The organism is Sphingomonas sp. Leaf17 (assembly GCF_001421505.1).
Taxonomy (GTDB): Bacteria; Pseudomonadota; Alphaproteobacteria; order Sphingomonadales; family Sphingomonadaceae; genus Sphingomonas.
Genome location: NZ_LMKL01000001.1, coordinates 660268 through 681351, shown reverse-complemented (window position 1 = coordinate 681351; position 21084 = coordinate 660268). Strand labels below are relative to the sequence as shown.

22 protein-coding genes and 1 tRNA gene are annotated in these 21084 nt (G+C 64.6%); 16 read left to right on the top strand and 7 right to left on the bottom strand.

Translation table 11 applies throughout. From position 1 onward, the window contains the following. The first annotated feature begins 36 nt into the window (after positions 1–36). The gene (locus tag ASE75_RS03100; protein WP_055929393.1) at positions 37–294 is read left to right on the top strand and encodes a GlsB/YeaQ/YmgE family stress response membrane protein; all 258 of its coding nucleotides are present in this window, start codon (positions 37–39) and stop codon (positions 292–294) included. A 63-nt stretch (positions 295–357) separates the two neighbouring features. On the opposite strand, the gene ASE75_RS03095 is transcribed toward ASE75_RS03100, so the two are convergent. After that, the gene (locus ASE75_RS03095) at positions 358–1104 is read right to left on the bottom strand and encodes an SIMPL domain-containing protein (protein ID WP_082463758.1); all 747 of its coding nucleotides are present in this window, start codon (positions 1102–1104) and stop codon (positions 358–360) included. Positions 1105–1312: 208 nt separating this feature from the next. Here ASE75_RS03095 and ASE75_RS03090 point away from each other — a divergent pair, with 208 nt between their 5' ends. The 3 genes from ASE75_RS03090 to ASE75_RS03080 all read left to right on the top strand — a co-directional run bounded on the left by ASE75_RS03090 (position 1313) and on the right by ASE75_RS03080 (position 6983). Continuing rightward, on the top strand, positions 1313–2497 hold the full coding sequence (locus ASE75_RS03090) for an efflux RND transporter periplasmic adaptor subunit (RefSeq protein ID WP_055929386.1): 1185 nt from the start codon (positions 1313–1315) through the stop codon (positions 2495–2497). A gap of 7 nt (positions 2498–2504) precedes the next feature. Continuing rightward, positions 2505–5630, top strand: coding sequence for an efflux RND transporter permease subunit (locus ASE75_RS03085; protein WP_055928519.1), 3126 nt, complete (start codon positions 2505–2507; stop codon positions 5628–5630). Between the two features lie 96 nt (positions 5631–5726). Next, positions 5727–6983 (top strand): DUF445 domain-containing protein, encoded by a 1257-nt coding sequence (locus ASE75_RS03080; RefSeq protein ID WP_235512495.1) that lies wholly within the window; start codon positions 5727–5729, stop codon positions 6981–6983. Between the two features lie 12 nt (positions 6984–6995). On the opposite strand, the gene ASE75_RS03075 is transcribed toward ASE75_RS03080, so the two are convergent. Continuing rightward, on the bottom strand, positions 6996–7673 hold the full coding sequence (locus ASE75_RS03075; RefSeq protein ID WP_055928516.1) for an HAD family hydrolase: 678 nt from the start codon (positions 7671–7673) through the stop codon (positions 6996–6998). Positions 7674–7734: 61 nt separating this feature from the next. Here ASE75_RS03075 and ASE75_RS03070 point away from each other — a divergent pair, with 61 nt between their 5' ends. Genes ASE75_RS03070 through ASE75_RS03055 form a run of 4 tightly spaced genes read left to right on the top strand, consistent with a single transcriptional unit; the run spans position 7735 to position 11211 of the window. Continuing rightward, the gene (locus tag ASE75_RS03070; RefSeq protein WP_055928513.1) at positions 7735–8841 is read left to right on the top strand and encodes an ABC transporter permease; all 1107 of its coding nucleotides are present in this window, start codon (positions 7735–7737) and stop codon (positions 8839–8841) included. After that, positions 8841–9656, top strand: a complete 816-nt coding sequence (locus ASE75_RS03065; RefSeq protein ID WP_055928510.1) for an ABC transporter ATP-binding protein — start codon at positions 8841–8843, stop codon at positions 9654–9656. Before ASE75_RS03070 ends, ASE75_RS03065 begins: the two co-directional genes overlap by 1 nt. Further along, positions 9656–10618 (top strand): MlaD family protein, encoded by a 963-nt coding sequence (locus ASE75_RS03060; protein ID WP_055928507.1) that lies wholly within the window; start codon positions 9656–9658, stop codon positions 10616–10618. The genes ASE75_RS03065 and ASE75_RS03060 overlap by 1 nt, the downstream gene beginning before the upstream one ends. A gap of 8 nt (positions 10619–10626) precedes the next feature. Beyond that, a complete protein-coding gene (locus tag ASE75_RS03055; protein WP_055928504.1) occupies positions 10627–11211 on the top strand; it encodes an ABC-type transport auxiliary lipoprotein family protein in 585 nt (194 codons plus the stop codon). Between the two features lie 135 nt (positions 11212–11346). On the opposite strand, the gene ASE75_RS03050 is transcribed toward ASE75_RS03055, so the two are convergent. Beyond that, positions 11347–12201, bottom strand: coding sequence for a peptidylprolyl isomerase (locus ASE75_RS03050; protein ID WP_055928501.1), 855 nt, complete (start codon positions 12199–12201; stop codon positions 11347–11349). A gap of 100 nt (positions 12202–12301) precedes the next feature. Between ASE75_RS03050 and ASE75_RS03045 the strand changes: the two genes are divergently transcribed. The 3 genes from ASE75_RS03045 to ASE75_RS03035 all read left to right on the top strand — a co-directional run bounded on the left by ASE75_RS03045 (position 12302) and on the right by ASE75_RS03035 (position 14727). Then, positions 12302–12392: transfer RNA gene (locus ASE75_RS03045), tRNA-Ser, on the top strand. 563 nt (positions 12393–12955) lie between these two features. Continuing rightward, the gene (locus ASE75_RS03040; RefSeq protein ID WP_082463757.1) at positions 12956–14287 is read left to right on the top strand and encodes a site-specific DNA-methyltransferase; all 1332 of its coding nucleotides are present in this window, start codon (positions 12956–12958) and stop codon (positions 14285–14287) included. Continuing rightward, a complete protein-coding gene (locus ASE75_RS03035; RefSeq protein ID WP_055928495.1) occupies positions 14287–14727 on the top strand; it encodes a DUF5681 domain-containing protein in 441 nt (146 codons plus the stop codon). Before ASE75_RS03040 ends, ASE75_RS03035 begins: the two co-directional genes overlap by 1 nt. 37 nt (positions 14728–14764) lie before the next feature. Here the strand turns inward: ASE75_RS03035 and ASE75_RS03030 are convergent, their stop codons facing one another. After that, on the bottom strand, positions 14765–15709 hold the full coding sequence (locus ASE75_RS03030; protein WP_156340077.1) for a restriction endonuclease: 945 nt from the start codon (positions 15707–15709) through the stop codon (positions 14765–14767). Between the two features lie 97 nt (positions 15710–15806). Between ASE75_RS03030 and ASE75_RS03025 the strand changes: the two genes are divergently transcribed. Then, complete coding sequence (locus ASE75_RS03025; RefSeq protein ID WP_055928489.1) at positions 15807–16019, top strand: helix-turn-helix domain-containing protein; 213 nt, start codon at positions 15807–15809, stop codon at positions 16017–16019. 67 nt (positions 16020–16086) lie between these two features. Continuing rightward, a complete protein-coding gene (locus tag ASE75_RS03020) occupies positions 16087–16278 on the top strand; it encodes a hypothetical protein (RefSeq protein ID WP_055928486.1) in 192 nt (63 codons plus the stop codon). 266 nt (positions 16279–16544) lie between these two features. On the opposite strand, the gene ASE75_RS15030 is transcribed toward ASE75_RS03020, so the two are convergent. Both ASE75_RS15030 and rpsU read right to left on the bottom strand, forming a co-directional pair. After that, positions 16545–16748 (bottom strand): DUF5818 domain-containing protein, encoded by a 204-nt coding sequence (locus ASE75_RS15030; protein ID WP_082463756.1) that lies wholly within the window; start codon positions 16746–16748, stop codon positions 16545–16547. Between the two features lie 88 nt (positions 16749–16836). Further along, complete coding sequence (gene rpsU, locus ASE75_RS15025; protein ID WP_082463755.1) at positions 16837–17037, bottom strand: 30S ribosomal protein S21; 201 nt, start codon at positions 17035–17037, stop codon at positions 16837–16839. A gap of 363 nt (positions 17038–17400) precedes the next feature. Between rpsU and ASE75_RS03015 the strand changes: the two genes are divergently transcribed. After that, entirely contained in the window at positions 17401–17577 is a 177-nt protein-coding gene (locus ASE75_RS03015; RefSeq protein ID WP_156340075.1) for a hypothetical protein, read from the top strand. A 178-nt stretch (positions 17578–17755) separates the two neighbouring features. After that, positions 17756–19072 carry an AAA family ATPase gene (locus ASE75_RS03010; RefSeq protein WP_156340073.1) on the top strand — a complete coding sequence of 439 codons (1317 nt, stop codon included), beginning with the start codon at positions 17756–17758 and terminating at the stop codon, positions 19070–19072. 15 nt (positions 19073–19087) lie between these two features. On the opposite strand, the gene ASE75_RS03005 is transcribed toward ASE75_RS03010, so the two are convergent. Next, positions 19088–20253 (bottom strand): IS3 family transposase gene (locus ASE75_RS03005; protein WP_156340071.1). Its coding sequence is split into 2 segments (ribosomal slippage): positions 19088–19992 and positions 19992–20253, totalling 1167 coding nucleotides; the frame shifts between segments, so codons are not numbered across the junction. A gap of 100 nt (positions 20254–20353) precedes the next feature. Here ASE75_RS03005 and ASE75_RS02995 point away from each other — a divergent pair. Further along, entirely contained in the window at positions 20354–21049 is a 696-nt protein-coding gene (locus ASE75_RS02995) for a helix-turn-helix transcriptional regulator (protein ID WP_162233703.1), read from the top strand. Positions 21050–21084 lie beyond the last annotated feature (35 nt).

Sequence of the window (21084 nt, the reverse complement as noted above, 5' to 3'; positions counted from 1 at the left end):
CGGCTAAGGGGCCGGAGTAACGGAGGGAACATCATGATCAATCTCATCATCTGGCTCGTCATCGGCGGTATCATCGGCTGGCTCGCAAGCATCATCATGCGCACCGACGCACAGCAGGGCATCTTCCTGAACATCGTCGTCGGCGTTGTTGGTGCGTTCATCGGTGGCCTCATCATCTCGGGCGGCTCGATCAACAATGCGCCGCTGAACATCACGTCGTTCCTAGTGTCGCTGGTGGGTGCGATCATCCTGCTCGCGATCGTGAACCTCGTGCGTCGCGGCCGCGTCCGCTAACACCACGATCGTCTTGTCTTGGAAATGGGGCCGTCCGGGTAACCGGGCGGCCCTTTTTCGTGGTTATTTCAGCAGGAAGCGGACGGACAGCGACACGGTGACGTCGGTTTCGCCGGCCGAGACCTGGGTGCTGGAATCGGCGGCCATCTTGCGGACCATCATCATCGGCATCGGATTGCCGCCGCCGCCGTCATTCTGCCCCGCCTCGTCGATCGACACGATCCGGGCAATGCTCATCCCGGCGGCACGGGCGTACAGCTCGGCCTTGGCGCGCGCGCGCTTGACGGCGTCGACCCTGGCCTCGTCCAGCGCGGCGTCGGGATCGGCCAGCGACAAATTGGGGCCGTCGATCTGGTTGGCCCCCTGCGCCACCAGCGTGTCGAGAATGGTGCCCGCGCGGGCCACGTCGCGGAAGCGGATCGCGACGCTGTTGGTCGCCTGATAGCCGGTCACGACCGGGGGCTGGTTCTCGGCATAGCGATATTGCGGCGACAGCCCGACATTGGCGGTGGCGATATCCCGCGCGGCGATACCGGCCCGCTTCAGCGCGGCCAGAACCCTGGCCATGCGCTGCGCATTGTCGCCGAGCGCCGCTGCGGCGGTGGCGGCCTGCGACACGACGCCCGCGCGGATCGTCGCCAGATCGGGCGTCCGGGTGGTCTTGCCCTCCGCGCGGACGTCCAGGATGGTGCCGGCGGCCGGGATCATCGGCTCGACGGTCTGTGCCACCTGGGCCGTGGCGGGCATGCCGGCCAGCATGGCGGCGGCCAGGGCAAGGGTCGTCACGGTGCGTTTGGGGATGGGGGGCATGGCGGTTGGTCTCCATTCTCGGGGTTGGTGCAACGTCGTCATGACGACCCGCAGGTCAACGGGGGGTGAACGGCCTGTCGACCGCAGCACTCGTCTTGCCGTCCGATAGGAAGCGGCGCATGGAGAGACTTGAGCCGGGTGCCTTATTGCTCTAATACAGCCGGGATTGGACGCCGGGTACGCCGTGGCGAAGGGGACGAGGACGCGCATGGACTATGAAACGCGAACGATCGACAGTGACGACCAGCGGGCCTTGCCGGGGGCGCGCGCATCGTCGTCGCGGCGTCGGATCGTCATCGTCGTCGTCCTGATCGTCGTCGCGCTGGGCATCGCATGGTTTGCGTTCGGCACCGGCAAGAAGGAGGCGGGGGCGCCGGTGGCGAAGGCGGGGGGCAATGAACAGGCACCCAGCGTCACGGTGATGATCCCCGCGCGGCAGACCGTCGACCGCGTGATCTCGGCCACGGGTTCGCTGGCTGCGCGTCGCGAGATGCCGGTTGGCGTGGCGGGCGAGGGCGGCATGATTACGCGCGTTCTGGTGGAACCCGGCCAGTGGGTTGCCGCCGGCCAGGTGCTCGCGACCGTCGACCGGTCCGTCCAGACCCAGACGGCCGCCTCGCTCGGCGCGCAGGTGAGCGTGGCGCAGGCGGATGCGGATATCGCCCAGTCCGAGCTAGACCGCGCCAACCAGCTGGTGGGTCGCGGGTTCATCTCCAAGGCGGATCTCCAGCGCAAGGCCGCCACGCGCGATTCGGCGGTGGCACGCGTGAAGGTGGCGAAGGCGTCGCTGGCGGAGGCGCGCGCGCGCAACGGACGCCTCGACATCCGTGCGCCGGCCGCCGGGCTGGTGCTGACGCGGCAGGCCGAGCCGGGCCAGATCGTCAGCTCCGGCAGCGGCACGCTGTTCCGGCTGGCGATGGGCGGACAGATGGAGCTGCGCGCGCAGCTGGCCGAGGCGGACCTGGTCGGCCTGCCGGTCGGAGCACGGGCGAAGGTGACACCCGTCGGGCAATCGCAGAGTTTCGACGGCCAGGTGTGGCAGGTATCGCCGGTGATCGACCCGACGACGCGACAGGGCATCGCCCGCATCGCGCTGGCCTACAACCCCGCGCTGCGGCCGGGCGGCTTTGCGGCGGCGACGATCGTCGGCGGCGCGACCGTGTCCCCGCTGTTGCCCGATTCGGCGATCCAGAGCGACGACAAGGGCAGTTTCGTGTATGTCGTCGGACCTGACAACCGGGTGATCCGGCGCGGTGTGACGCTCGGCGAGGTTTCCGATGCCGGCGTCGCGATCGCGCAAGGGTTGGACGGGACCGAGCGGGTGGTGATGTCCGCCGGCGGGTTCCTGGCTCCCGGTCAACGCGTGAAACCCGTCCTCAAGACGCAAGGCTGATACCCCCATGGGCTTTCGCAACATGTCCGCCTGGGCGATCCGCAACCCGGTGCCGCCGATCGTGCTGTTCATCGCCCTGACGCTGGCGGGCATCGTCAGCTTCATGCGGATGGACGTGAACAACGATCCCGACATCGACTTTCCGGTCGCGATCGTCACCATCGCCCAGCCGGGTGCGGCCCCGACCGAACTGGAGACGCAGGTCACCCAGCGGGTCGAGGCGGCGGTGCGAAGCCTGCAGGGTATCGACGAGATCAGCTCGACCGTCACCGAGGGCCAGTCGACGACGGTCGTCCAGCTCGACATCGGCACGCCGATCGACCGGGCGGTCAACGACGTGCGCGACGCCATTTCGCAGATTCGCGGCGACCTGCCCGAGGGGATCCTCGAACCGCAGATCCAGCGCGCGAACACGACCGACAACGACCTCGCCAGTTATTCGGCGGTCGCGACCGACATGACGGTCGAACAGCTCAGCTGGTACATCGACAACACGGTCGCCAAGGAATTGCTGTCGGTTCCCGGCCTTGCCGCGGTTCAGCGCAACGGCGGCGTCAGCCGGGAAATCCGGGTCGTGCTCGATCCCCTGAAACTGCAGTCGCAGGGGCTGACCGCGGCACAGGTCAACGCGCAGCTTCGCCAGATCAACCTGAACGCCGCCGGCGGCCGCGCGGAAATCGCCGGGTCCGAACAGTCGGTGCGCGTGCTGGGCAACGCCAAGAGCGCGTTCGACCTCAGTCAGACGCAGATTTCGGCGAATGGCCGCACCGTGCGGCTGGCGGACATCGCGCAGGTCCGCGACCTGTACGCCGAACAGCGTTCCGCCTCCGCGATCAATGGCAAGCAGGTCATCAGCTTCGATTTCCAGCGTGCCAAGGGGGCATCCGACGTCACGGTGTTCGACGGCGCGAAGGCCAAGCTGGCGTCGCTGATGAAGCGCAATCCCAAGGTGCAGTTCGTCCTGCGGTCGGACAGCGTCAAATACACGATCGACCAGTATGAAAGCGCGATCCACGCGATGATCGAGGGCGCGATCCTGGCCGTGGTCGTCGTGTTCCTGTTCCTGCGCGACTGGCGCGCGACGATCATTTCCGCGCTCGCCATCCCGCTGTCGGCGATCCCGACCTTCTGGTTCATGGAACTGCTCGGCTTCAACCTGAACCAGATGACGCTGCTGGCGCTCAGCCTTGTGGCGGGTGTGCTGGTCGATGACGCGATCGTCGAGATCGAGAATATCGTGCGGCACATGCGGATGGGCAAATCCGCCTATCAGGCGTCGATCGACGCCGCCGACGAGATCGGTCTCGCGGTGCTGGCGACGACGATGGCGATCGTCGCGGTCTTCCTGCCGGTCGGGCTGATGCCGGGTATCTCGGGCCAGTTCTTCAAGAACTTCGGTCTGACCGTGGTTGCGTCGGTGTTGATGAGCCTTGCGGTCGCGCGTCTCATCACGCCGATGATCGCCGCCTATTTCCTGAAATCCTCGGGCCATGCCGTGCACGGCGAGGGCAAGCTGATGGACTGGTACATGGCCTCGCTGCGCTTCACGTTGAAGCGCCGCTGGCTGCCGCTGGTCGGCGGAGCGGTCGCGCTGGCGCTGACCGTCGTGATGTTCGGCGTGCTGCCGATGACGTTCCAGCCGGCGCAGGACAGCGATACCTCGACCGCCTCGATCGAGATGGTGCCCGGCACGACGCTGGCGCAGACCGATGCCGTCGTGCGCCGTGTGTCGACCCTGTTGCAACGGCAGCCCGACGTAGAATCGGTCTATTCGCGCAGCTTCGTCGGCAATGGCCGGGTGACGGCGACGCTGAAGGAGGGCCGCAAGGTCAAGAGCGTCGAGTTCGAGCGTGCGCTGGCCCCGCAGCTTGCGGCGATTCCCGACGCCCGCGTGTCGTTCCGCTCGCAATTTGGCTGGGGCGGCAGTGGCCGTGACATGACAGTCACGCTGGGCGGTGACGATCCGGTGCTGCTGAACCAGACCGCGCAGAAGCTGGTGACCGAAATGTCGAAGCTGCCGACGCTGAGCGCGCCGCGCGTGGCGGGCGATTTGCAGCGGCCCGAAATCGTCATCCGCCCGCGGCTCGATCTGGCGGCGACGCTGGGCGTGACGACGCAGGGGTTGTCCAGCGCCATCCGTATCGCGACGCTGGGCGACATCGACCAGAACAGCGCCCGGTTCTCGCTGTCCGATCGGCAGATCCCGATCCGCGTCGCGCTGGATCAGGATTCACGGACGCGGTTGTCGACGATCCAGAATCTGCCGGTCGCGACCGCCACCGGCGGCTCGGTCCCGCTCAGCCTTGTTGCCGATATCGGGCTTGGTTCGGGACCGACGAAGATCGCCCGCATCAACCAGCAGCGTCAGTTGTCGATCGGTGCCGATCTTGCGCCCGGCGTCGTCAGCGGCGTCGCGCAGAAGCAGATCGACGCGTTGCCGACCATGCAGAACCTGCCGACCGGCGTGAACCGACTGACGCTGGGGCAGGCGAAGTGGCAGGCGGAGATGATCAACAACTTCATCGTCGCGGTCGTGGCCGGCGTCTTCCTGGTCTTTGCGGTGCTGGTGCTGTTGTACCGCCGCTTCCTGCCGCCGTTCGTCAATATGGGGTCGCTGCTGCTGGCCCCGCTCGGCGGGCTGCTGGGGCTGTGGATCACGGGCAACCCGATCTCGATGCCGGTGTTCATCGGCCTGCTGATGCTGATCGGCATCGTCGCCAAGAACTCGATCCTGCTGATCGACTTCGCGCTGGAGGAAATGGCCAAGGGCGTCTCCGTCGGCGCGGCGATCCTGGATGCCGGCCACAAGCGCGCACAGCCGATCGTGATGACGACGGTCGCGATGGTCGCCGGCATGGTGCCGACCGCGCTGTCGCTGGGCGGTGACGGGTCCTGGCGTGCGCCGATGGGCATCGTCGTGATCGGCGGGTTGATCCTGTCGACGCTGCTGACGCTGCTGATCGTGCCGGCGGCGTTCAGCCTGGCGGTCGGGGTGGAGCAGTGGCTGGGGCCGCGGCTCGGCCGTCGCCTGCTGACCTACAAGGCGGGGGACAATGGCGAGACGATCATCGACCAGTCCGGCCGCGCTGGCGCGATCCGGTACCGGGATGATGATCCGCATCCCGCCGAATGACCGGCCTGGCCGGCCCTGTTCGTGCAGGGCCGGTTATTGCCTGACCGCGCGTTCCGCCATGAACAATCGCCGCGCTCGGGGATTGTCCAGCGGATGATGGTCAGAACACCCCCGACGTCCGAAGCGCCACCGGCGGCACTGGTCCGCATGCGGATGGTGGCGACCGGCCTGCTGCTGGTCATGGCGGTGCTGTTCCTCGTCGCCCGCGCCCAGGTCGGCATCCACCCCGCCTGGGGTTTCGTCCGCGCGTTTGCCGAAGCGGCGATGGTCGGCGGCCTTGCCGACTGGTTCGCCGTCACCGCGCTGTTCCGCCATCCGCTCGGCCTGCCGATCCCGCACACCGCGATCGTCCCGCGCAACAAGGACCGGATCGGCGATACGCTGGCCTTGTTTCTGCGAGACAATTTCCTGGTGTCCCGCGTCGTTGCGCGACGAATGCGCGGGCTGGACATCGCCGGGGCCGCCGGGCGCTGGCTCGCCAATCCGCCGGGCGGGGGCGGCCGGATCCGCGCCGGTGCGTCGCGCCTGATGGTGGAAATGATGCAGGCGTTCGGACCCGATCGGCTGGGCGGCATGGTCAAGGCGACGATTGCGCAGAAGTTGCGCTCGACCGAGGTGGCCCCGATCCTCGGTCAGGTCCTGACCGCCGCCATCGCGGACCAGCGTCACAAGCCGTTGCTGGACGGCGCGATCCGCTGGAGCGCCGGGCTGCTGCGGGCGAACGATCACCTGATCCGGGCGATGGTGCATGATCGCGGCGGCGCGTTGCTGCGCTGGACGGGGCTGGACGAGACGGTCGCGAACAAACTGATCGACGGATTGGACCGGCTGCTGTCCGACATGGCGGACGACCCGGACCACCCGCTGCGGCTGAAGGCGGAGGAGGGGCTGACCCGGCTGGCGCACGACCTGCAACATGATCCGCAGATGCGCGAACGGGTGGAGGTGGCCAAGGCGCAGTTGATCGACAATCCCGCGATGCAACGGTGGATCGACGGTCTGTGGGAGCAGGCGCGGGCGCGGATGCTGCGGATCGCGCGCGACCCCGAGGCGGCGATGGCCGGCAAGCTGGGCGACATGCTCCGCCAGTTTGGCACCACGCTACAGACCGATGCGCGGCTGGCGACCACGATCAACCGGTTCGTGCGGCGCGCGGTCGTCGGCACGGCCGCCGATTATGGTGACGGAATCGTCAGGCTGGTGTCGGAAACGGTGCGCGGCTGGGATTCGCGGACGATCACCCGGCGGCTGGAAAATGCGGTCGGCCGCGATCTGCAATATATCCGCGTCAACGGCACTCTCGTCGGCGGGCTGGTCGGCCTTACGATCCACGCGATCGACCTGTCGCTGTAACCGCGACCGCGTCTAGCGCCAGTCGAGGACGGGCCAGCCGCGCGCTGCCGCCATTACCCGCAACGGGCCGTGCGCGTTGACCGCGAACGGTTCGTCCGCCCAGTCGAGTACGGGCGCATCGGAGACGTGATCCGAATAGAAGCGGATCGACACGGCGTCGCGCGTCAGCCCTTGCGTCCGCATCCACGCCTCGATCATGCGCAGTTTGCCCGCACCGTAGCAATTCTCGCCGTCGATCCGTGCCAGGACGTGGCCCGCCGAATCGCTGACGATCTCTGTCCCAATGACCGCATCGAACCCGAGCCGCTCGGCAATCGCCTGCGCGTAGAACCGGTAGGAGGCCGTGGCCATCACCAGCCGGTGGCCGCTTGCCCTGTCGGCGGAGATCTGCGCCAGCGCGCCGGCAAGGACGCCCGATTTGAGAATGCGGTCGGCAAAGCCGGCGGCCGCTGCCCTCGCATCGCGTTCGTGCAGACGTCCGCCCAGCATCAGCCGGTGCGTCGCCTGCTTCAACCGGCCCCGGTCGATGATCCGGGCCGCATAGCCGGCGGCGGCGATACCGGCGATCGGCCATAGCGCGAGTCGCCACGGCGACGGCCCCCGCCGGGTCGCGTGAAGCAGGAACGGCGTCCAGGTCGCGCCACGGGTGATCGTCTTGTCCATGTCGTAAATGGCAATTGGTTCGCGCATCGGCTGGTCCTACGCCGCAATCGCCTTGCCGTGCCAGCGACTTTCCCGCATGGAAGGGCGGATGAGCGCGATAGCCGATTTTACCGACGACACCGCCGATGGCGGGACGTTGCGATTCAGCGGCGATCTGTCGCTGGCCCGCATCGGCTCGCTGCCCGATCGGCTGAATGCCCATGACGGAAAGGTCGCGCGTGTCGACCTCAGCGGCGTCGACCGGCTGGACACCGTCGGGGCGTGGCTGATCCACCGCTTCGCCAAGACGCATGATGCCCGGATCGACGGGCTGAATGACAATCAGCGCAATTTGATGGAGCAGGTCGCGGCCGCCGATCAGACGGTGGCCATGCGCCCGGCCCATGTCCCGGCGTTGACCCGTGTGGTCGGCGAGGTGGGCGATGCGGTCGTGACCGCGATGACGACATTGCTGGGCCTGCTCGGATTTCTCGGCGCGACGGCGATCGCCGCCGTCAGCGTGATCCGCCATCCCAGCCGCTTCCGCTTCAATGCAACCGTTCACCGGTTCGAGGTCGTCGGCGTCGCCGCGCTCGGCATCGTCGGCCTGATGAGCTTCCTGATCGGCGTCGTGATCGCGCAGCAGGGCGCGGTGCAGTTGCGGCAGTTCGGTGCGGAGGCCTTCACGATCAATCTGGTCGGCCGGATCACGATGCGCGAACTGGGCGTGCTGATGACCGCGATCATGGTCGCCGGCCGGTCCGGGTCGGCATTCGCGGCACAGCTTGGCACGATGAAGCTGACCGAGGAAATCGACGCGATGCGGACGATCGGCGTGTCGCCGATGGAATCGCTGGTATTGCCGCGCACGATCGCGGCCATCGTGATGATGCCGCTTCTGGGCTTTTACGCCTCGATCGTCGCGATCATCGGTGGCGGCGTGCTGTGCTGGCTGCAACTCGGTATTCCGCCGGTGACGTTCGTGCAGCGCATCCGTGAGGTCGTGCCGATCACCGACCTGTATGTCGGGCTTATCAAGGCACCCGTGTTCGGCGCGATCATCGCGATCGCCGGCTGTTTCCAGGGGATGCAGGTCGAAAGCGATGCCGAGCAAGTCGGGCTGCGGACCACCGCCGCGGTGGTTCAGGCGATCTTCCTGGTGATCGTGCTCGACGCGTTCTTCGCGGTGTTCTTCACCTGGCTTGGCTGGACCTGATGGCGGACGATTCGATCATTTCGATCAAGGGGCTGCGGAACGCGTTCGGCGAGTCCGTGATCCATGACGGGCTGGATCTTGAGGTCCGGCGTGGCGAGATCCTGGGTGTCGTCGGCGGGTCCGGTACTGGCAAGTCGGTGCTGATGCGCTCGATCATCGGTTTGCAGACGCCAGCGGCCGGCGAGATCACGGTGTTCGACGAACCGACGATCGGCCGCGAGGAAACCGAGGCGGTCGAGATCCGCAAGCGCTGGGGCGTTCTGTTCCAGGGCGGCGCGCTGTTCTCCACGCTGACGGTCGCCGAAAACGTGCAGGTGCCGATCCGCGAATTCTATCCGAAGATCGACCAGGTGCTGCTGGACCAGATCGCGTCCTACAAGATCGTGATGACCGGCCTGCCGGTCGATGCCGGCCCCAAGTTTCCGTCGGAACTGTCCGGCGGCATGAAGAAGCGGGCCGGTCTCGCCCGCGCGCTGGCGCTCGACCCGGAACTGCTGTTCCTCGACGAACCGACCGCGGGTCTCGATCCGATCGGTGCGGCGGCGTTCGACACGCTGACCAAGTCGTTGCAGGACACGCTGGGGCTGACGGTGTTCCTCATCACCCACGATCTGGACACGCTGTACGCGATCTGTGACCGGGTCGCGGTGCTGGCGGACAAAAAGGTGATCGCCGTCGGCACGATCGACGAATTGCTGGCGCTCGACCATCCGTGGATCGAGGAATATTTCAAGGGACCCCGCGGCCGTGCGGCGGTCGCGTCGCAGGATCGCGCGCGCGCGTCCGCTCCTGCGCAGATTGAGGCTGAAGGCTGATGGAAACCCGCTCGAACCACGTCCTTGTCGGTGCGGTCGTACTGATCCTGCTGGCGGTCCTGGCGCTGTTCACGGTGTGGATCGCCCGTGTCGGCGGCAAGGCCGAGAAGGAGTATGATATCTTCTTCAAACAGTCCGTCGATGGTCTGGCCAAGGGATCGGCTGTTGCCTTTTCCGGCGTTCCGTCGGGACAGGTGAAGGACATCTCGCTGTGGAAGCCCGACCCGCAATATGTCCGCGTCCGCATCAGCGTGAGCGAGGAAACCCCGGTCCTCGTCGGCACCACCGCTACCGTGCAGGGCAGCTTCACCAGCACCAGCACGATCCAGCTGGATGGCGCGCGTAAGGGCGCGCCGCCGATCGTCTGCCCCGAACCCGAGAACACGTCGGTCTGCCCGTATGGCGTACCGGTCATCCCGACGCGCGCGGGCGGCATCGGCGCGATCCTGAACTCCGCGCCGCAGTTGCTGGAGCGGCTGTCGACGCTGACCGAGCGGCTGACGGGCATGCTGTCCGACAAGAACCAGGCGTCGATCGCCGGTATTCTGGAAAACACCAACCGTCTGTCGGACGCGCTGGCCGATCGCGGCCCCGAGATCGCGGCCACGCTGGCGCAGACCCGTGTTGCGATCCAGCAGGCGGGTAACGCGGCGCAGAGCATCGGCGAACTGGCGCAGACCACGAACGGCGTGCTGGCCAGCGACGTGAAGCCGGCGATGCAGAACCTGAACAAGGCGATTGCCGCCGCCCAGCAGAGCGCCGAGACGCTGAACGCGGCGATCGGTGATGCGCGACCGGGCCTGCAGGCGTTTTCCAAGCAGACGGTGCCCGAGGTCGGGTTGCTCGTCCGTGACCTGCGCGTGATGTCGCAATCGCTCGCGGCCGTGGCCGAGAAGGTCGACCAGCAGGGTGCAGGGTCGCTCGTCGGATCGTCGAAGCTGCCGGACTATAAGGGTAAATGAGGGCCGTTATGAAGAGAACACCACTCCTGCTGGTCCTGACCCTGCCGCTCGCCGGCTGCATCAGCTTCGGTGCCGCGCCGCCGCCAAGTTTGCTGACGCTGGAGCCGACGTCGGAAATCGCGGTCGGTCAGGTTCGGTCGACCGCCGGCGCCAGGACGGTGCAGGTGCAGTCGCTGACCGTGGCGCAGGCGCTGGCGACCCCGCGGGTGCCGGTGCAGGCGACGCCGACGACGGTCGCCTATGTCAAGGATGCGGTCTGGTCCGAACCACCGGCGCGGCTGTTCGCCCGCCTGCTCGGGGACACGCTGAGCGCGCGGACCGGCCGGGTCGTCCTGTCGGGTGCGCAGGCGCTGACCGATCCCGGGGCGCAGCTTGGCGGTGACCTGCGGGCATTCGGTCTGGATGCCACCGAGCGCGTGGCCGTGGTCACCTATGACGCGACGCTGATCCGGGGACAGTCGACCATCGTGCAGAAGCGACGTTTCGAGGCGAAGGTGCCGGTCGGGACAATCGACGCGGCATCGGCCGGGCCTGCGCTGAACCAGGCCGCCAACCAGGTCGCGACCGACGTGGCCGACTGGGTCGGTCGCTAAACCATAATCGTCCGGACACCCGGACGTTTCATGCCACCGGCAGCGGCGACCGCTTGCCGGTGGTATTTGTTCCGGCATGGATGAGAGCGACCGGGGGTTATGCCCGGTCGCCGGCCCTTTCGCGCCGACGGCGTGTCAGGACGCACCAACCCGGCGCACGGCAAGCGGAACGTCGCAGATGTCGACCCCGCCGGATCCGACCATCGGCGGCTTGGGATTTTCCCGCGCGGCGATCATCGCGGCGAATCGGGGATTATCGGCGCGGCGATATTCGAACCGCGGCCGGGTTGCGGGCGGCAGGTCGCTGGCGAGACGCACCGACACGATCGGCGTGCGCTCGCCTTCCGTGGCATAAAACCCCATCTTGGCGTCGCTGCGCGGCATCGCGGCCATCACCCCCATGCCCTCGATGATCCGCCCGACGACGGTGTAGTTGCGGTCCAGCCGGCGCGCCGGCGTACCGATCGGGGTGAACAGTTCTGCGCCGCTGCCCGTGCTGGGGGCAACGTCACGCGCGACACCGACCATGCCGTAGCAATGGGTCAGCCAGCCGGTCGTGCCGTTGGTCGCCATCGGCCATCCGTCGGCGGTGACGCCCGAGGCGGTGGAATAGGCATCGCTGCGGGTCAGGCGTTGCGCCACGGCAAAGGGCTGGCCATCGAACTCGGCGGCCGGCTGCGGATCGACGGTTGCGGGCAGCGGTTTCTTCTCGGTCGCATCTCCCCATTGCGTCACCCAATTGTCCTGCACCCGGTAGACGCTGGTGCCGTCCCACCAGCGCGCCGCGATCAGCGCGCGCAGGTTGGCGACATGCGCCGGGGCGAAGCGCGGGGCCAGCCGGATATGAACCGTCCGCCCGTCCCTCAGCGTCACGATCATGATCTCCGCGTCGGGAATCGCCTGCCAGTCGCTGGCGATCGGATCCGAGGGCAGGACGGGCGCTGGCGTGGCCTGAAGCAGCGCGGCGAGGAGGAGGGACGGGATTACCATGGATGCGGGTGTGACATAACTGCATCCCGACACGCAATCCCGCGCCTTCGCGGTTGCGCCCCGCCGCCTGACGCTCTAGGCAACCCGTCCGGGCAAATGCGGAGCGGTGGCCGAGTGGTCGAAGGCGCTCGCCTGGAAAGTGAGTATACGTCAAAAGCGTATCGAGGGTTCGAATCCCTCCCGCTCCGCCAACTAGTCTCTGATCTAACTATCAAACGCTGACTGCACCCGCAAAAGGGCGCAGTTTGGCGCGTTTTGGCATGTCTAACCGTACCTCGGAGCGTGGAAGATCACCGGCATATTGTCGTTGGTGGCCACGTTTCTCTGCGGGTAAGTCAGCTAGTACCGTTTCCCTGCCATTCCCTGCCAAGCGCTGCTTATTCGGTTCGCGAAATCTTTTCGAGCGTATTGGCTCAAAAAGTTCGGTAAAAACATAGCGTTAGTAGCAGCGTTCCCTGTGAGCGCTAGCAGGGAAAACTGTAGGCGTCGGCACCGTAGATTGACCGTGGCCGCAGGCAACCAAGTCGGTATCGGACCGACGAAAGTAAAGCGGTAAGAAGAGGCGTCAAAAGTAAAGTAAACCGGCGATAGAACGCGGGCGCGATTACAATAAAAGCAATTATGGTGTTGACGAGAAAATCGCCGTGTCCTAAATGGACGTCAGAAGACGAGGCTAAAGTGCAGGGAATGCATCGAGCTGGCGTCTTCGTGTTTTGCGGGTCGCCTTTTTTGAGGAGGTGGCGACGTGAACAAGATGAAGTCAATTTTCGGATCAAACAAGGCTGCGGCAGCAGGCCAGTGGGAAATGGTGGCAGTCGCTACCTTAACCCCCGCCATGCGACGGACGCGAACGCACAGCGGCAAGAAGCGGCAGTTACTAGAGACAAGCATTCGCGAATACGGAATGCTCGATCCAATTACCGTCAACAGCGCCAACGTCATCGTTGACGGGCACTTGCGCTTCGAGATCGCTCAAAAGCTCGGCTTCAGGGATGTCCCCGTCATACGCATATCGCACCTCAGCAACGCGGAGGAGCGTGCCTATGCCATCGCGGCAAACAAGCTTCCCACAGTTGCGAACTATGACGTCGACGCGTTACGCATCGAGCTTGAGGAAATCCGAACAGAGGTTCCAACACTCGATCTGACGCTCACCGGATTCACCGTTGGTGAGATGGATCGCCTGGACGGGCGCTACCGTGCCGGGCTGTACGACGACCTGGATGAGGACACACCGGACAGCGAGGATGGCCCGGAGGCAAGGCTTGGCGATCTGTACGCGCTTGGAAATCACAAGATCATCTGCGGTGATAGCTTGGAGCCAGCGGTCTACGAGGCTTTGATGGGCACGGAGCAGGCATCGTGCTGCTTCACTGATCCACCCTATAACGTGAAGATCCAGGGGCACGTAACCAGCTCAGCCAAGCATGGCGAGTTCGCGATGGCGTCAGGTGAAATGACTCAAGGGGAGTTTGAGTGCTTCTTGAGCACCGTGCTGGGAAACGTCCGTCAGCAGCTCACCGATGGCGCGATCGCCTTTGTCTGCATGGACCATGGCCACCTGCTCGAGCTCCTTCTCGCTGGCGACGCGGTCTTCAGCGAGCGGCTCAACATCTGCATGTGGGACAAGGGCAGGGGCGGTATGGGATCGCTGTATCGCAGCCAGCATGAATGTATCGCGGTGTTCAAGAACGGTGCGGCACCCCACCTCAACAACATCGCGCTGGGCAAGAACGGACGCGACCGCACCAACGTCTGGTCGTTCCCCGGCATGATCGGGTTCGGGAAGGCGAGGACAAAGGCTCGAGCGCTGCATCCCACGGTCAAACCGGTCGTCCTCATGGCTGAAGCGTTGCTGGATGTGACATCGAGCGGAGACCGGGTTCTGGATCCGTTTGGCGGCTCGGGCAGCACGTTGATCGCTGCCGAGCGGATCGGTCGTCACGCGCGCCTGATTGAGCTTGATCCGACCTATGTCGACCGCACGATCGCGCGCTGGGAGAGGCTTACCGGTCGCAAGGCTGAACTTTTGCATCGCGAGCCAGAAGGCTGTGACGAAACCGAACATATGACGGAGCTCGGCTGATGGGCACGTATGACGACCGTGACTATGACGTTGGCAAGGGCAAGCCGCCGAAAAAATATCGGTTCGAGAAGGGGCAGTCCGGGAATCCGCGCGGTCCGCGCCACAAGAAAAAGGCGAAGGATGCAACACTTGAGGTGTTGGCTTCCGAAGCGGTCAACGAACTGGTGACGGTTGTCATCGGGGGGCGTGAAAAGCGGCTGCCAAAGAAGCAGGCTATCGTCGTGGGGGTGGTGAATGACGCTTTGGCCGGGACGCCGGCGCAACGGCTCAAGGCGCTCAAGGCACTTGTCGACATCGGTGCCTTCAATCCGACGGTCGAGGATGCCCGCCTCACGCCTGAGATCATGGAGGAGCGAGCAAAGGCGCTGATAGATTGCTTGATTGAAGAAGGACTGCGGGATGAGTCTACGCGCTCCCAATTTTTGCAATATAAGCAATAGAGGAAGAGCATCGGCCGCGGCGGCAAGGCTGATGCCGTCATAGCGCTCGGGCAATAATCCAATCGATCAAGCCAGCATTGATGGAGAGGTCGGCGATCTCCTCATCTAGCAACAGTTCGAGGCGGCGGCCGCTCGTCGCTGGCGGTGCGGCGAGTTTCCCGATTGGCGAATGACACACCAGCATTATGCGCTCGCCGGCGGCTCTCTCGTCAAGTCGCCGAGCATAATCATCGACCACGCGCTGGTCGGCCTTGGACTTGATCTGCACCGACATGCGCTCACGCGTGAAGGATTGCTCGACCACGCAGTCGACGTCCTTTGTGGTGCCGCCCAGCGAAGACATCCGCACCCAACCGGTCCGCGCAAGCGCGAGATCAATAAGCTGTTCAAAATCGCGCCATGTCAGCCGCTGGATCAAGCTGCCCAAGTGTTGCTTCAGATTGTTGCGGGCCTCGGCGATGGCGGCCTGGACGGGATCGAGCGTAGCGTTGATGTACCGGTGGCATAGCGCCGCCTGATCTGGCGTCAGGCTGCAGATGGTGCGTCGATAGCCTTGGAGCTGGGTTAGACGCGTGCTTAAGCGATCAAGGTCGAGCACCACGCCATCGGCATCACGATCGCTCCAGCTGCCCTGCACCACCCGATAGAAGGCGGCATCGGCATCCTTGCCACCTCCGGCTGCATGAACGTCCGCTCCAGCAAAGCACCACCACATCCGACCGCGTGCAAATGTAACCCACATCGCCGTGCTATCGGCTTGGAAGAAGGCGCGCCCCTCATTGGTGTACCCTGTCGCAGTGGCGGGGATATTGCCCTTTGCAATGTATGCCTGGGATACCGCAGCCCAATCACCTTGAAGTGCGGCGATGTGATCATCGCCTGCAGTTCCCCATTCAAGTCGTCCGCGATCTAGCGCGCCCTCCCACCTGCCACCGGCACCGAGCTTGATGTAGCGAATTACGGTGGGGCTGATCTGGTTCATGGCCACCGACGTCGCTTGCGTGGGCCGGCAAGTCCAGTTCTAAATGATACTCATCGTCCGTGGTATATAAGGCGACATCGCTGTTCATGCAGCGGCGATGGATGTCCGCCAGCGCCTTGGTCAGAACATACGCCGACTGCGGCGCGCCAAAGGGTTGGCGCAGGAAAAGTTTGCCCTGCAGTTCGGTATTGACCGGACCTATGTAAGCGGGATCGAGCGCGGCGCGCGCAATCCGACGGTTACCGTCGTCCAGCGATTTGCGGATGCGCTTGATGTCCCCATCGCGGAGCTTTTTGCTGAGAACGAATGATCGCGATTAGCTAGCGGCGGAAAAGCTGCGTCTCGACTTCTTCAGCCATGTCGTCCTTCGTATCGGCATGGAAGAATATGACGAGCTTGCCTCACGGCTGCTGGCGCTGGCGGGCGCGATCATGGAAGATGCGTCGACAATCGCCATCTTGGGCGGGACCGAGGCATCGTTAAGCGAGCGCGCTACGCTGGTTGCCAGCGCTGCTACCGACGTTCAGCTTCTGGGGTACGCTGCGGACATTGCCCTCCGCCGCCGCTGAATTAAATGCCTAACACGTGCGAAGGCACCGCACGAACAGAGGCCTTCCGCTCTGGGGGGGCGCGATGTGGCAGCACGCGACATGTTACGTTCTTGCGGCTGTCGAAACCGTCGACTTTTTGACGCGTCTGGCATCGTGCCGGCACGGCGTTCCTCGGGGTGCATGGCGCCGGCAATTTCGTCTTCCTGAGGCCGTATGTCTGCGCGACGAGGGCTACGGCTTTGGCCGTAGGTGTTCGTCTGAGGTTTAACAGCCGGTGACATCGATCAGGCTGGCGCAACGCCGTCAGCATTAACGAGATCAGGACTAACCAGCGTACCAATAAGGCGGACCCGTTTTTCTACAAGATCAACAGGCGTACGATGCAGCTCGAGTTGGTAGCGACCGCCATGATCACGCCGCAGATAGAACGCGCCACCATCTCGGGTCAGCGTACCTATCTCATCAATCCGGGTGCCAATGGCCGTCATCTATATTATCGATTTTCCATAGCGTACCCGCGAGGTTGCTGCTTGCGCGTAAACTGCGCTCGTCTTCGGTAGCCGGTTGCCAGCGGGATCAACGATCCCGTTCAGCGCGCTTGCGGTCTGCCTTGCGAGCACGACTGATGGCAGCTGCGTGCTCGCGAGCGCGCTTTTCAGACGGCTTCTCATAGTGCCGGCGAAGCTTCATTACTCGGTACACACCCTCGCGCTGCAGCTTCTTCTTCAGCGCCCGGAGGGCTTGATCGACATTATTGTCGCGAACGGTAATCTGCATGCGGGCTTCGCTTTGAAATCATGGCTGTCTGAATACGGGACTCTAGAGCCATCAGACCGGCATTCCAACAGCCAGGTGAGTGCGACCGGATTGGTGGAAACCAGCCCGACCGCTTTCGGGTGACAACTTAAGGTAACCAGACCTCCGTTCATGCGCGGGCCAAAGCGTAGAACGGCAGTCGTTGGTCGCATTCCACCGCCGGGATAAGGGCCGGTCGGACCGAGGCCGGTTGATCCTGAGCGGGTTTTCACCATCTTGCACCTTCGAGGGAAGGGCGGCGCAGCGTCGCTCGCTCGCGATAGAGAAGATGATGGTATGCACCTGAATGTGTCGTTGAGTTATGGAAAGGGCGGGACGGGTGACATGTTTCAGATCGATTCGGTGCAGGACGCCGACACTGGACGACATCTGACCACGGCGCAGAAGATCGACGTTGGCAGGCACTTCCAAGATCGCGCAGACCTCGCTGATTATCTGCGCGAGGAGTTCGGCTCTGACAGCACGTTCGAAATCATCGGCGAGGATGGCGGGACGGAGTAGGCCCACCCTACTTGAGGAGGGGCGGAGGAGAAGGGGCCGCCCACTCCGCTCACCGAGCCATTCGGCGAGTAGCTTACAGCAACTGCCCCCCCCCAGCGAACCGGCTAGCCGAAGATCAAGATTTCGGAGCGGCCGACTGCGGCGGCTATTATAGTCGTCAGACTGAGGTAGCCGTGCTATGTCGGAGAGAGAGGACAAAAACCCGCTTCCATTCAACGAGTTAGCACAATCCGTTTCAAGTCGGGAGTTCGAGACGTTGTCGCCGGAAGAGCTCATTCAAGTGATGGCGCACGCCTATCTGGTCTCCGGCCGCTTCAACGGTCTGCCGCTGATGAAGTTGGCGGGCGACGATCACGAAGAGACTAGGCGGTCGCTTCGCGTCTTAATCGATTGCGGCCTCGCCACGATCGTGTTCGGCGACATCCACCCCAATCCGTTCATTCGCGCCCTGCCGGACGAACCCAAGGAGGAAACGCTGCGCAAGTTGGACGAGCGCGGCTTCGTCCAGGGCAACTTCTATCCGACGCGCGCGTACCTCGACACCGTCGTGACGCCGGAGCAGTATCCGGGCCGCCCCTACACGTACGAACTCGCACGCGGAGAGCCCCAGCTCGGGCACCGCGCGTTCGAACTGCGAATTCTGGAGGACTACCGCAACGACCCCCGGTTTGAATACAGCACCAACGACATCCAGGGACAGATCTACGCGCACGACGACGCTGGAGTCCGGAGCGAAGAGAATGTTTATCTCCGGTTCGGCTTCGCCTTCGGCGAGGACCGCGCGATGTTCGTCGCCGCCATGCTGTGGGATCTCTCGCAGCTGTCGCCGGAGGCCCAGCAGCGCTGGCGGATGAGGGAGGTCGACGTGCCGACCTCCCTCCACCCTGACCACCACCGCGCCGTCATGGGCCACTTCCCGGAGCGGCTGTCGCTCTACGAAGCCTTCATCATGGAGCTGGAGACGATAAACCGGATCGCCGCCGCCATCGGCCGGCCGGGCCTGTTCCGCCACGACCATTCGCGCGACCGGCCTCGGGAGTTTGGTTCGCTTCTCCGTCCCACCGTCAAGGAGTTCAACGACTTCGTGGCGATTCTCGACAAGATGATCTCGGACAACATCGACCTCGCCTTCTTCGGCGACGACGTTGCGCGCGAACGCCGAATTGACGTCGAGGGCGGAGGCTTCCGCCTCGAGCGTAAGGGCTCCCTGCAGCTGCTCGAGGAATGGCTCCGGCAGAAGTTCCGGCCGCGAGAACCCGCGCCGATGGACGATATGCTCGCGACGTTCCGAAAGGTGCGCAAGCTTCGCAACAAGCCCGCGCACGTCGGCGTGGGCAACGCGTTCGATCCAGATATCGCCCTCAAGCAGCGCGATCTGATGGAGCAGGCCTACACGGCGCTGCGCACGCTGCGACTCATCCTCATGAACCACCCGCTGGCCCGGGAGGTCGAGATCGACAGCCATCTGCGCGAGGGACTGATCTGGACGCCGTGACGTGACCCCCGCCTTTCATCCAGCGGCAACCAGAGACCGACCGTTGTTGTCGCGCAGGAGCGCGGGTGAAGCAACGGTGGGGTTTAAACCCCACCGTTGCTTTTCGAGTTCGGCGGCAAAGGCGGCCGGTGTGGCGTAGCCGAGCGACGAGTGTGGCCGCTCGGTGTTGTAGTCCTCGACCCAGCGGGCGAGGATCGTGCGCGCCTGGCGGACCGTGAAGAACAGCGTCTCATTGAGTAGCTCATCGCGCATGCGACCGTTGAAGCTTTCGACGAACCCGTTCTGCGTCGGTTTGCCCGGAGCGATATAGTGCCACTCGACGCCGGCATCGCCCGACCACGCCAGCACCGCGTTTGAGGTCAGCTCGGTGCCATTGTCGCTGACGATCATCTTGGGCGCGCCACGCTCGGCGATCAGGTCGCCCAACTCGCGCACCACCCGCTTGCCCGAGATCGACGTGTCGAGCACCGCCCGCAAACACTCGCGTGTCACGTCGTCGACGATGTTGAGGATACGGAACCGCCGCCCCGTGGCCATCTGATCATGAACGAAGTCCAGGCTCCAGCGCTGGTTGGGTAGCGCCAGCACCGGCGCAGGTGCCCGCGCTCCGACGGCGCGCTTTCGTCCCTTCCGGCGACGGACTGTCAGACCTTCCTCGCGGTAAAGCCGCTGTGTCTTCTTGCGGTTGATCGTGATGCCCTCCCGCCGAAGCAGGATGTGCAACCGCCGATAGCCGAACCGTCGGCGCTGCTGCGCCAGCTCACGCAGACGCGACCGAAGGTCGCCATCATCTGCCCGGCTCGAGCGATACCGCATGCTCTTGCGATCCGCCCCGACGACAGCACACGCCCGCCGCTCGCTCATCCCCAGCGCCGTCTGGAGATGCGCGACCGCTTCCCGCTTCGCGGCAGGCGTCACCATTTTTTTGAAAGCAGGTCCTTCAGACCTGCATTGTCGAGCATCGTATCCGCGAGCAGTCGCTTGAGCCGGGCGTTCTCCTCCTCGAGCGCCCGCAGCCGCTTCGCATCGGACACCTCCAGACCGCCGAACTTGGCCTTCCAGGCGTAGTAGGTCGCGCTCGACATCCCGTGCCGTCGGCACAGATCCGTCACAACCGCGCCCGCTTCGGCCTCCTTCAGGATGCCGATGATCTGCTCTTCCGAAAACTGCTTCCGCTTCATCTGTCCGTCCCTTTCCGGGGTCGGACTCTAGCTTCAACTGGAGGAAAAAACGGGGGTCACGTCAGCCGGGCACGATGCGCGGGTCGCCCCGTTGCAAACCTTGCTCGGCAAGATTCGCGGTGCACTGGATTTCAGGGAGAAGCTGCGGATCGAAAGCGATTTCGAGGTGCTGTCACGCTTGCAGCGAACCGCCTTTCAGGCCGGACGCTGCGGCAGCGCACGCCCGGACGTGATGGTTTTGATCCAGCAGGCCATGTTGAAGGGGCGCTGCGTCGAGTTCACCTATCGCCGTCATCCCGACGATGAACCCAGGTGGCGGCGCATCGTCCCCCATGGGCTGGTCCATGGCGCGGGGGCATACCTGGTCGGAAGAATCCCCGAAGACCCACGGGCGCCTATCTATTATCTGCTTGAGCGAATGAGCGATGTCCACGTCAGCGACGTTGGCGGCGCGCCCGCGGAGGGCTGGGATCTCGACGCATGGCTGTCCGAGAATTTCGCCGTGTGGAGGGACGACGAGCAGCACGACATCGTGCTGCGCATCCTGCCGTCGGGCGTCTCACGCGCCCGAGAATGGACGTTTCATCCGCATCAGTCGGTGGTGGTGGAGAGCGACGAACTGGTGATCCGCTTTCGTGCTGGCGGCTTGCGCGCCCTAGCCGAACATCTGTTCGGATGGGGGGACAGCGTGCGGATCGAACAGCCGACTGAGTTGCGTATTGAGATGCGGGAGAGACTGGCTTGTGCTCATCGGGTGCTGGCGGTCGATGGAATGATACCGCCAACCTGCGAATAACGACCGGATCCGTCGTGATGGCACTTTATGTATCC

What these genes read in the sequence shown, in the direction of transcription:
- ASE75_RS03040 (WP_082463757.1), top strand. Translation starts at nt 12,956, where the DNA reads ATGAAGTCAATTTTCGGATCAAACAAGGCTGCGGCAGCAGGCCAGTGG.
- ASE75_RS03015 (WP_156340075.1), top strand. Translation starts at nt 17,401, where the DNA reads ATGTTTCAGATCGATTCGGTGCAGGACGCCGACACTGGACGACATCTG.
- ASE75_RS03030 (WP_156340077.1), bottom strand. Translation starts at nt 15,709, where the DNA reads ATGAACCAGATCAGCCCCACCGTAATTCGCTACATCAAGCTCGGTGCC.
- ASE75_RS03060 (WP_055928507.1), top strand. Translation starts at nt 9,656, where the DNA reads ATGGAAACCCGCTCGAACCACGTCCTTGTCGGTGCGGTCGTACTGATC.
- ASE75_RS03050 (WP_055928501.1), bottom strand. Translation starts at nt 12,201, where the DNA reads ATGGTAATCCCGTCCCTCCTCCTCGCCGCGCTGCTTCAGGCCACGCCA.
- ASE75_RS03080 (WP_235512495.1), top strand. Translation starts at nt 5,727, where the DNA reads ATGGTCAGAACACCCCCGACGTCCGAAGCGCCACCGGCGGCACTGGTC.
- ASE75_RS03035 (WP_055928495.1), top strand. Translation starts at nt 14,287, where the DNA reads ATGGGCACGTATGACGACCGTGACTATGACGTTGGCAAGGGCAAGCCG.
- ASE75_RS03075 (WP_055928516.1), bottom strand. Translation starts at nt 7,673, where the DNA reads ATGCGCGAACCAATTGCCATTTACGACATGGACAAGACGATCACCCGT.
- ASE75_RS15030 (WP_082463756.1), bottom strand. Translation starts at nt 16,748, where the DNA reads ATGACGGCCATTGGCACCCGGATTGATGAGATAGGTACGCTGACCCGA.
- ASE75_RS03010 (WP_156340073.1), top strand. Translation starts at nt 17,756, where the DNA reads ATGTCGGAGAGAGAGGACAAAAACCCGCTTCCATTCAACGAGTTAGCA.
- ASE75_RS03070 (WP_055928513.1), top strand. Translation starts at nt 7,735, where the DNA reads ATGAGCGCGATAGCCGATTTTACCGACGACACCGCCGATGGCGGGACG.
- ASE75_RS03065 (WP_055928510.1), top strand. Translation starts at nt 8,841, where the DNA reads ATGGCGGACGATTCGATCATTTCGATCAAGGGGCTGCGGAACGCGTTC.
- ASE75_RS03055 (WP_055928504.1), top strand. Translation starts at nt 10,627, where the DNA reads ATGAAGAGAACACCACTCCTGCTGGTCCTGACCCTGCCGCTCGCCGGC.
- ASE75_RS03020 (WP_055928486.1), top strand. Translation starts at nt 16,087, where the DNA reads ATGGAAGAATATGACGAGCTTGCCTCACGGCTGCTGGCGCTGGCGGGC.
- ASE75_RS03090 (WP_055929386.1), top strand. Translation starts at nt 1,313, where the DNA reads ATGGACTATGAAACGCGAACGATCGACAGTGACGACCAGCGGGCCTTG.
- ASE75_RS03085 (WP_055928519.1), top strand. Translation starts at nt 2,505, where the DNA reads ATGGGCTTTCGCAACATGTCCGCCTGGGCGATCCGCAACCCGGTGCCG.
- rpsU (WP_082463755.1), bottom strand. Translation starts at nt 17,037, where the DNA reads ATGCAGATTACCGTTCGCGACAATAATGTCGATCAAGCCCTCCGGGCG.
- ASE75_RS03025 (WP_055928489.1), top strand. Translation starts at nt 15,807, where the DNA reads ATGGATGTCCGCCAGCGCCTTGGTCAGAACATACGCCGACTGCGGCGC.
- ASE75_RS03095 (WP_082463758.1), bottom strand. Translation starts at nt 1,104, where the DNA reads ATGCCCCCCATCCCCAAACGCACCGTGACGACCCTTGCCCTGGCCGCC.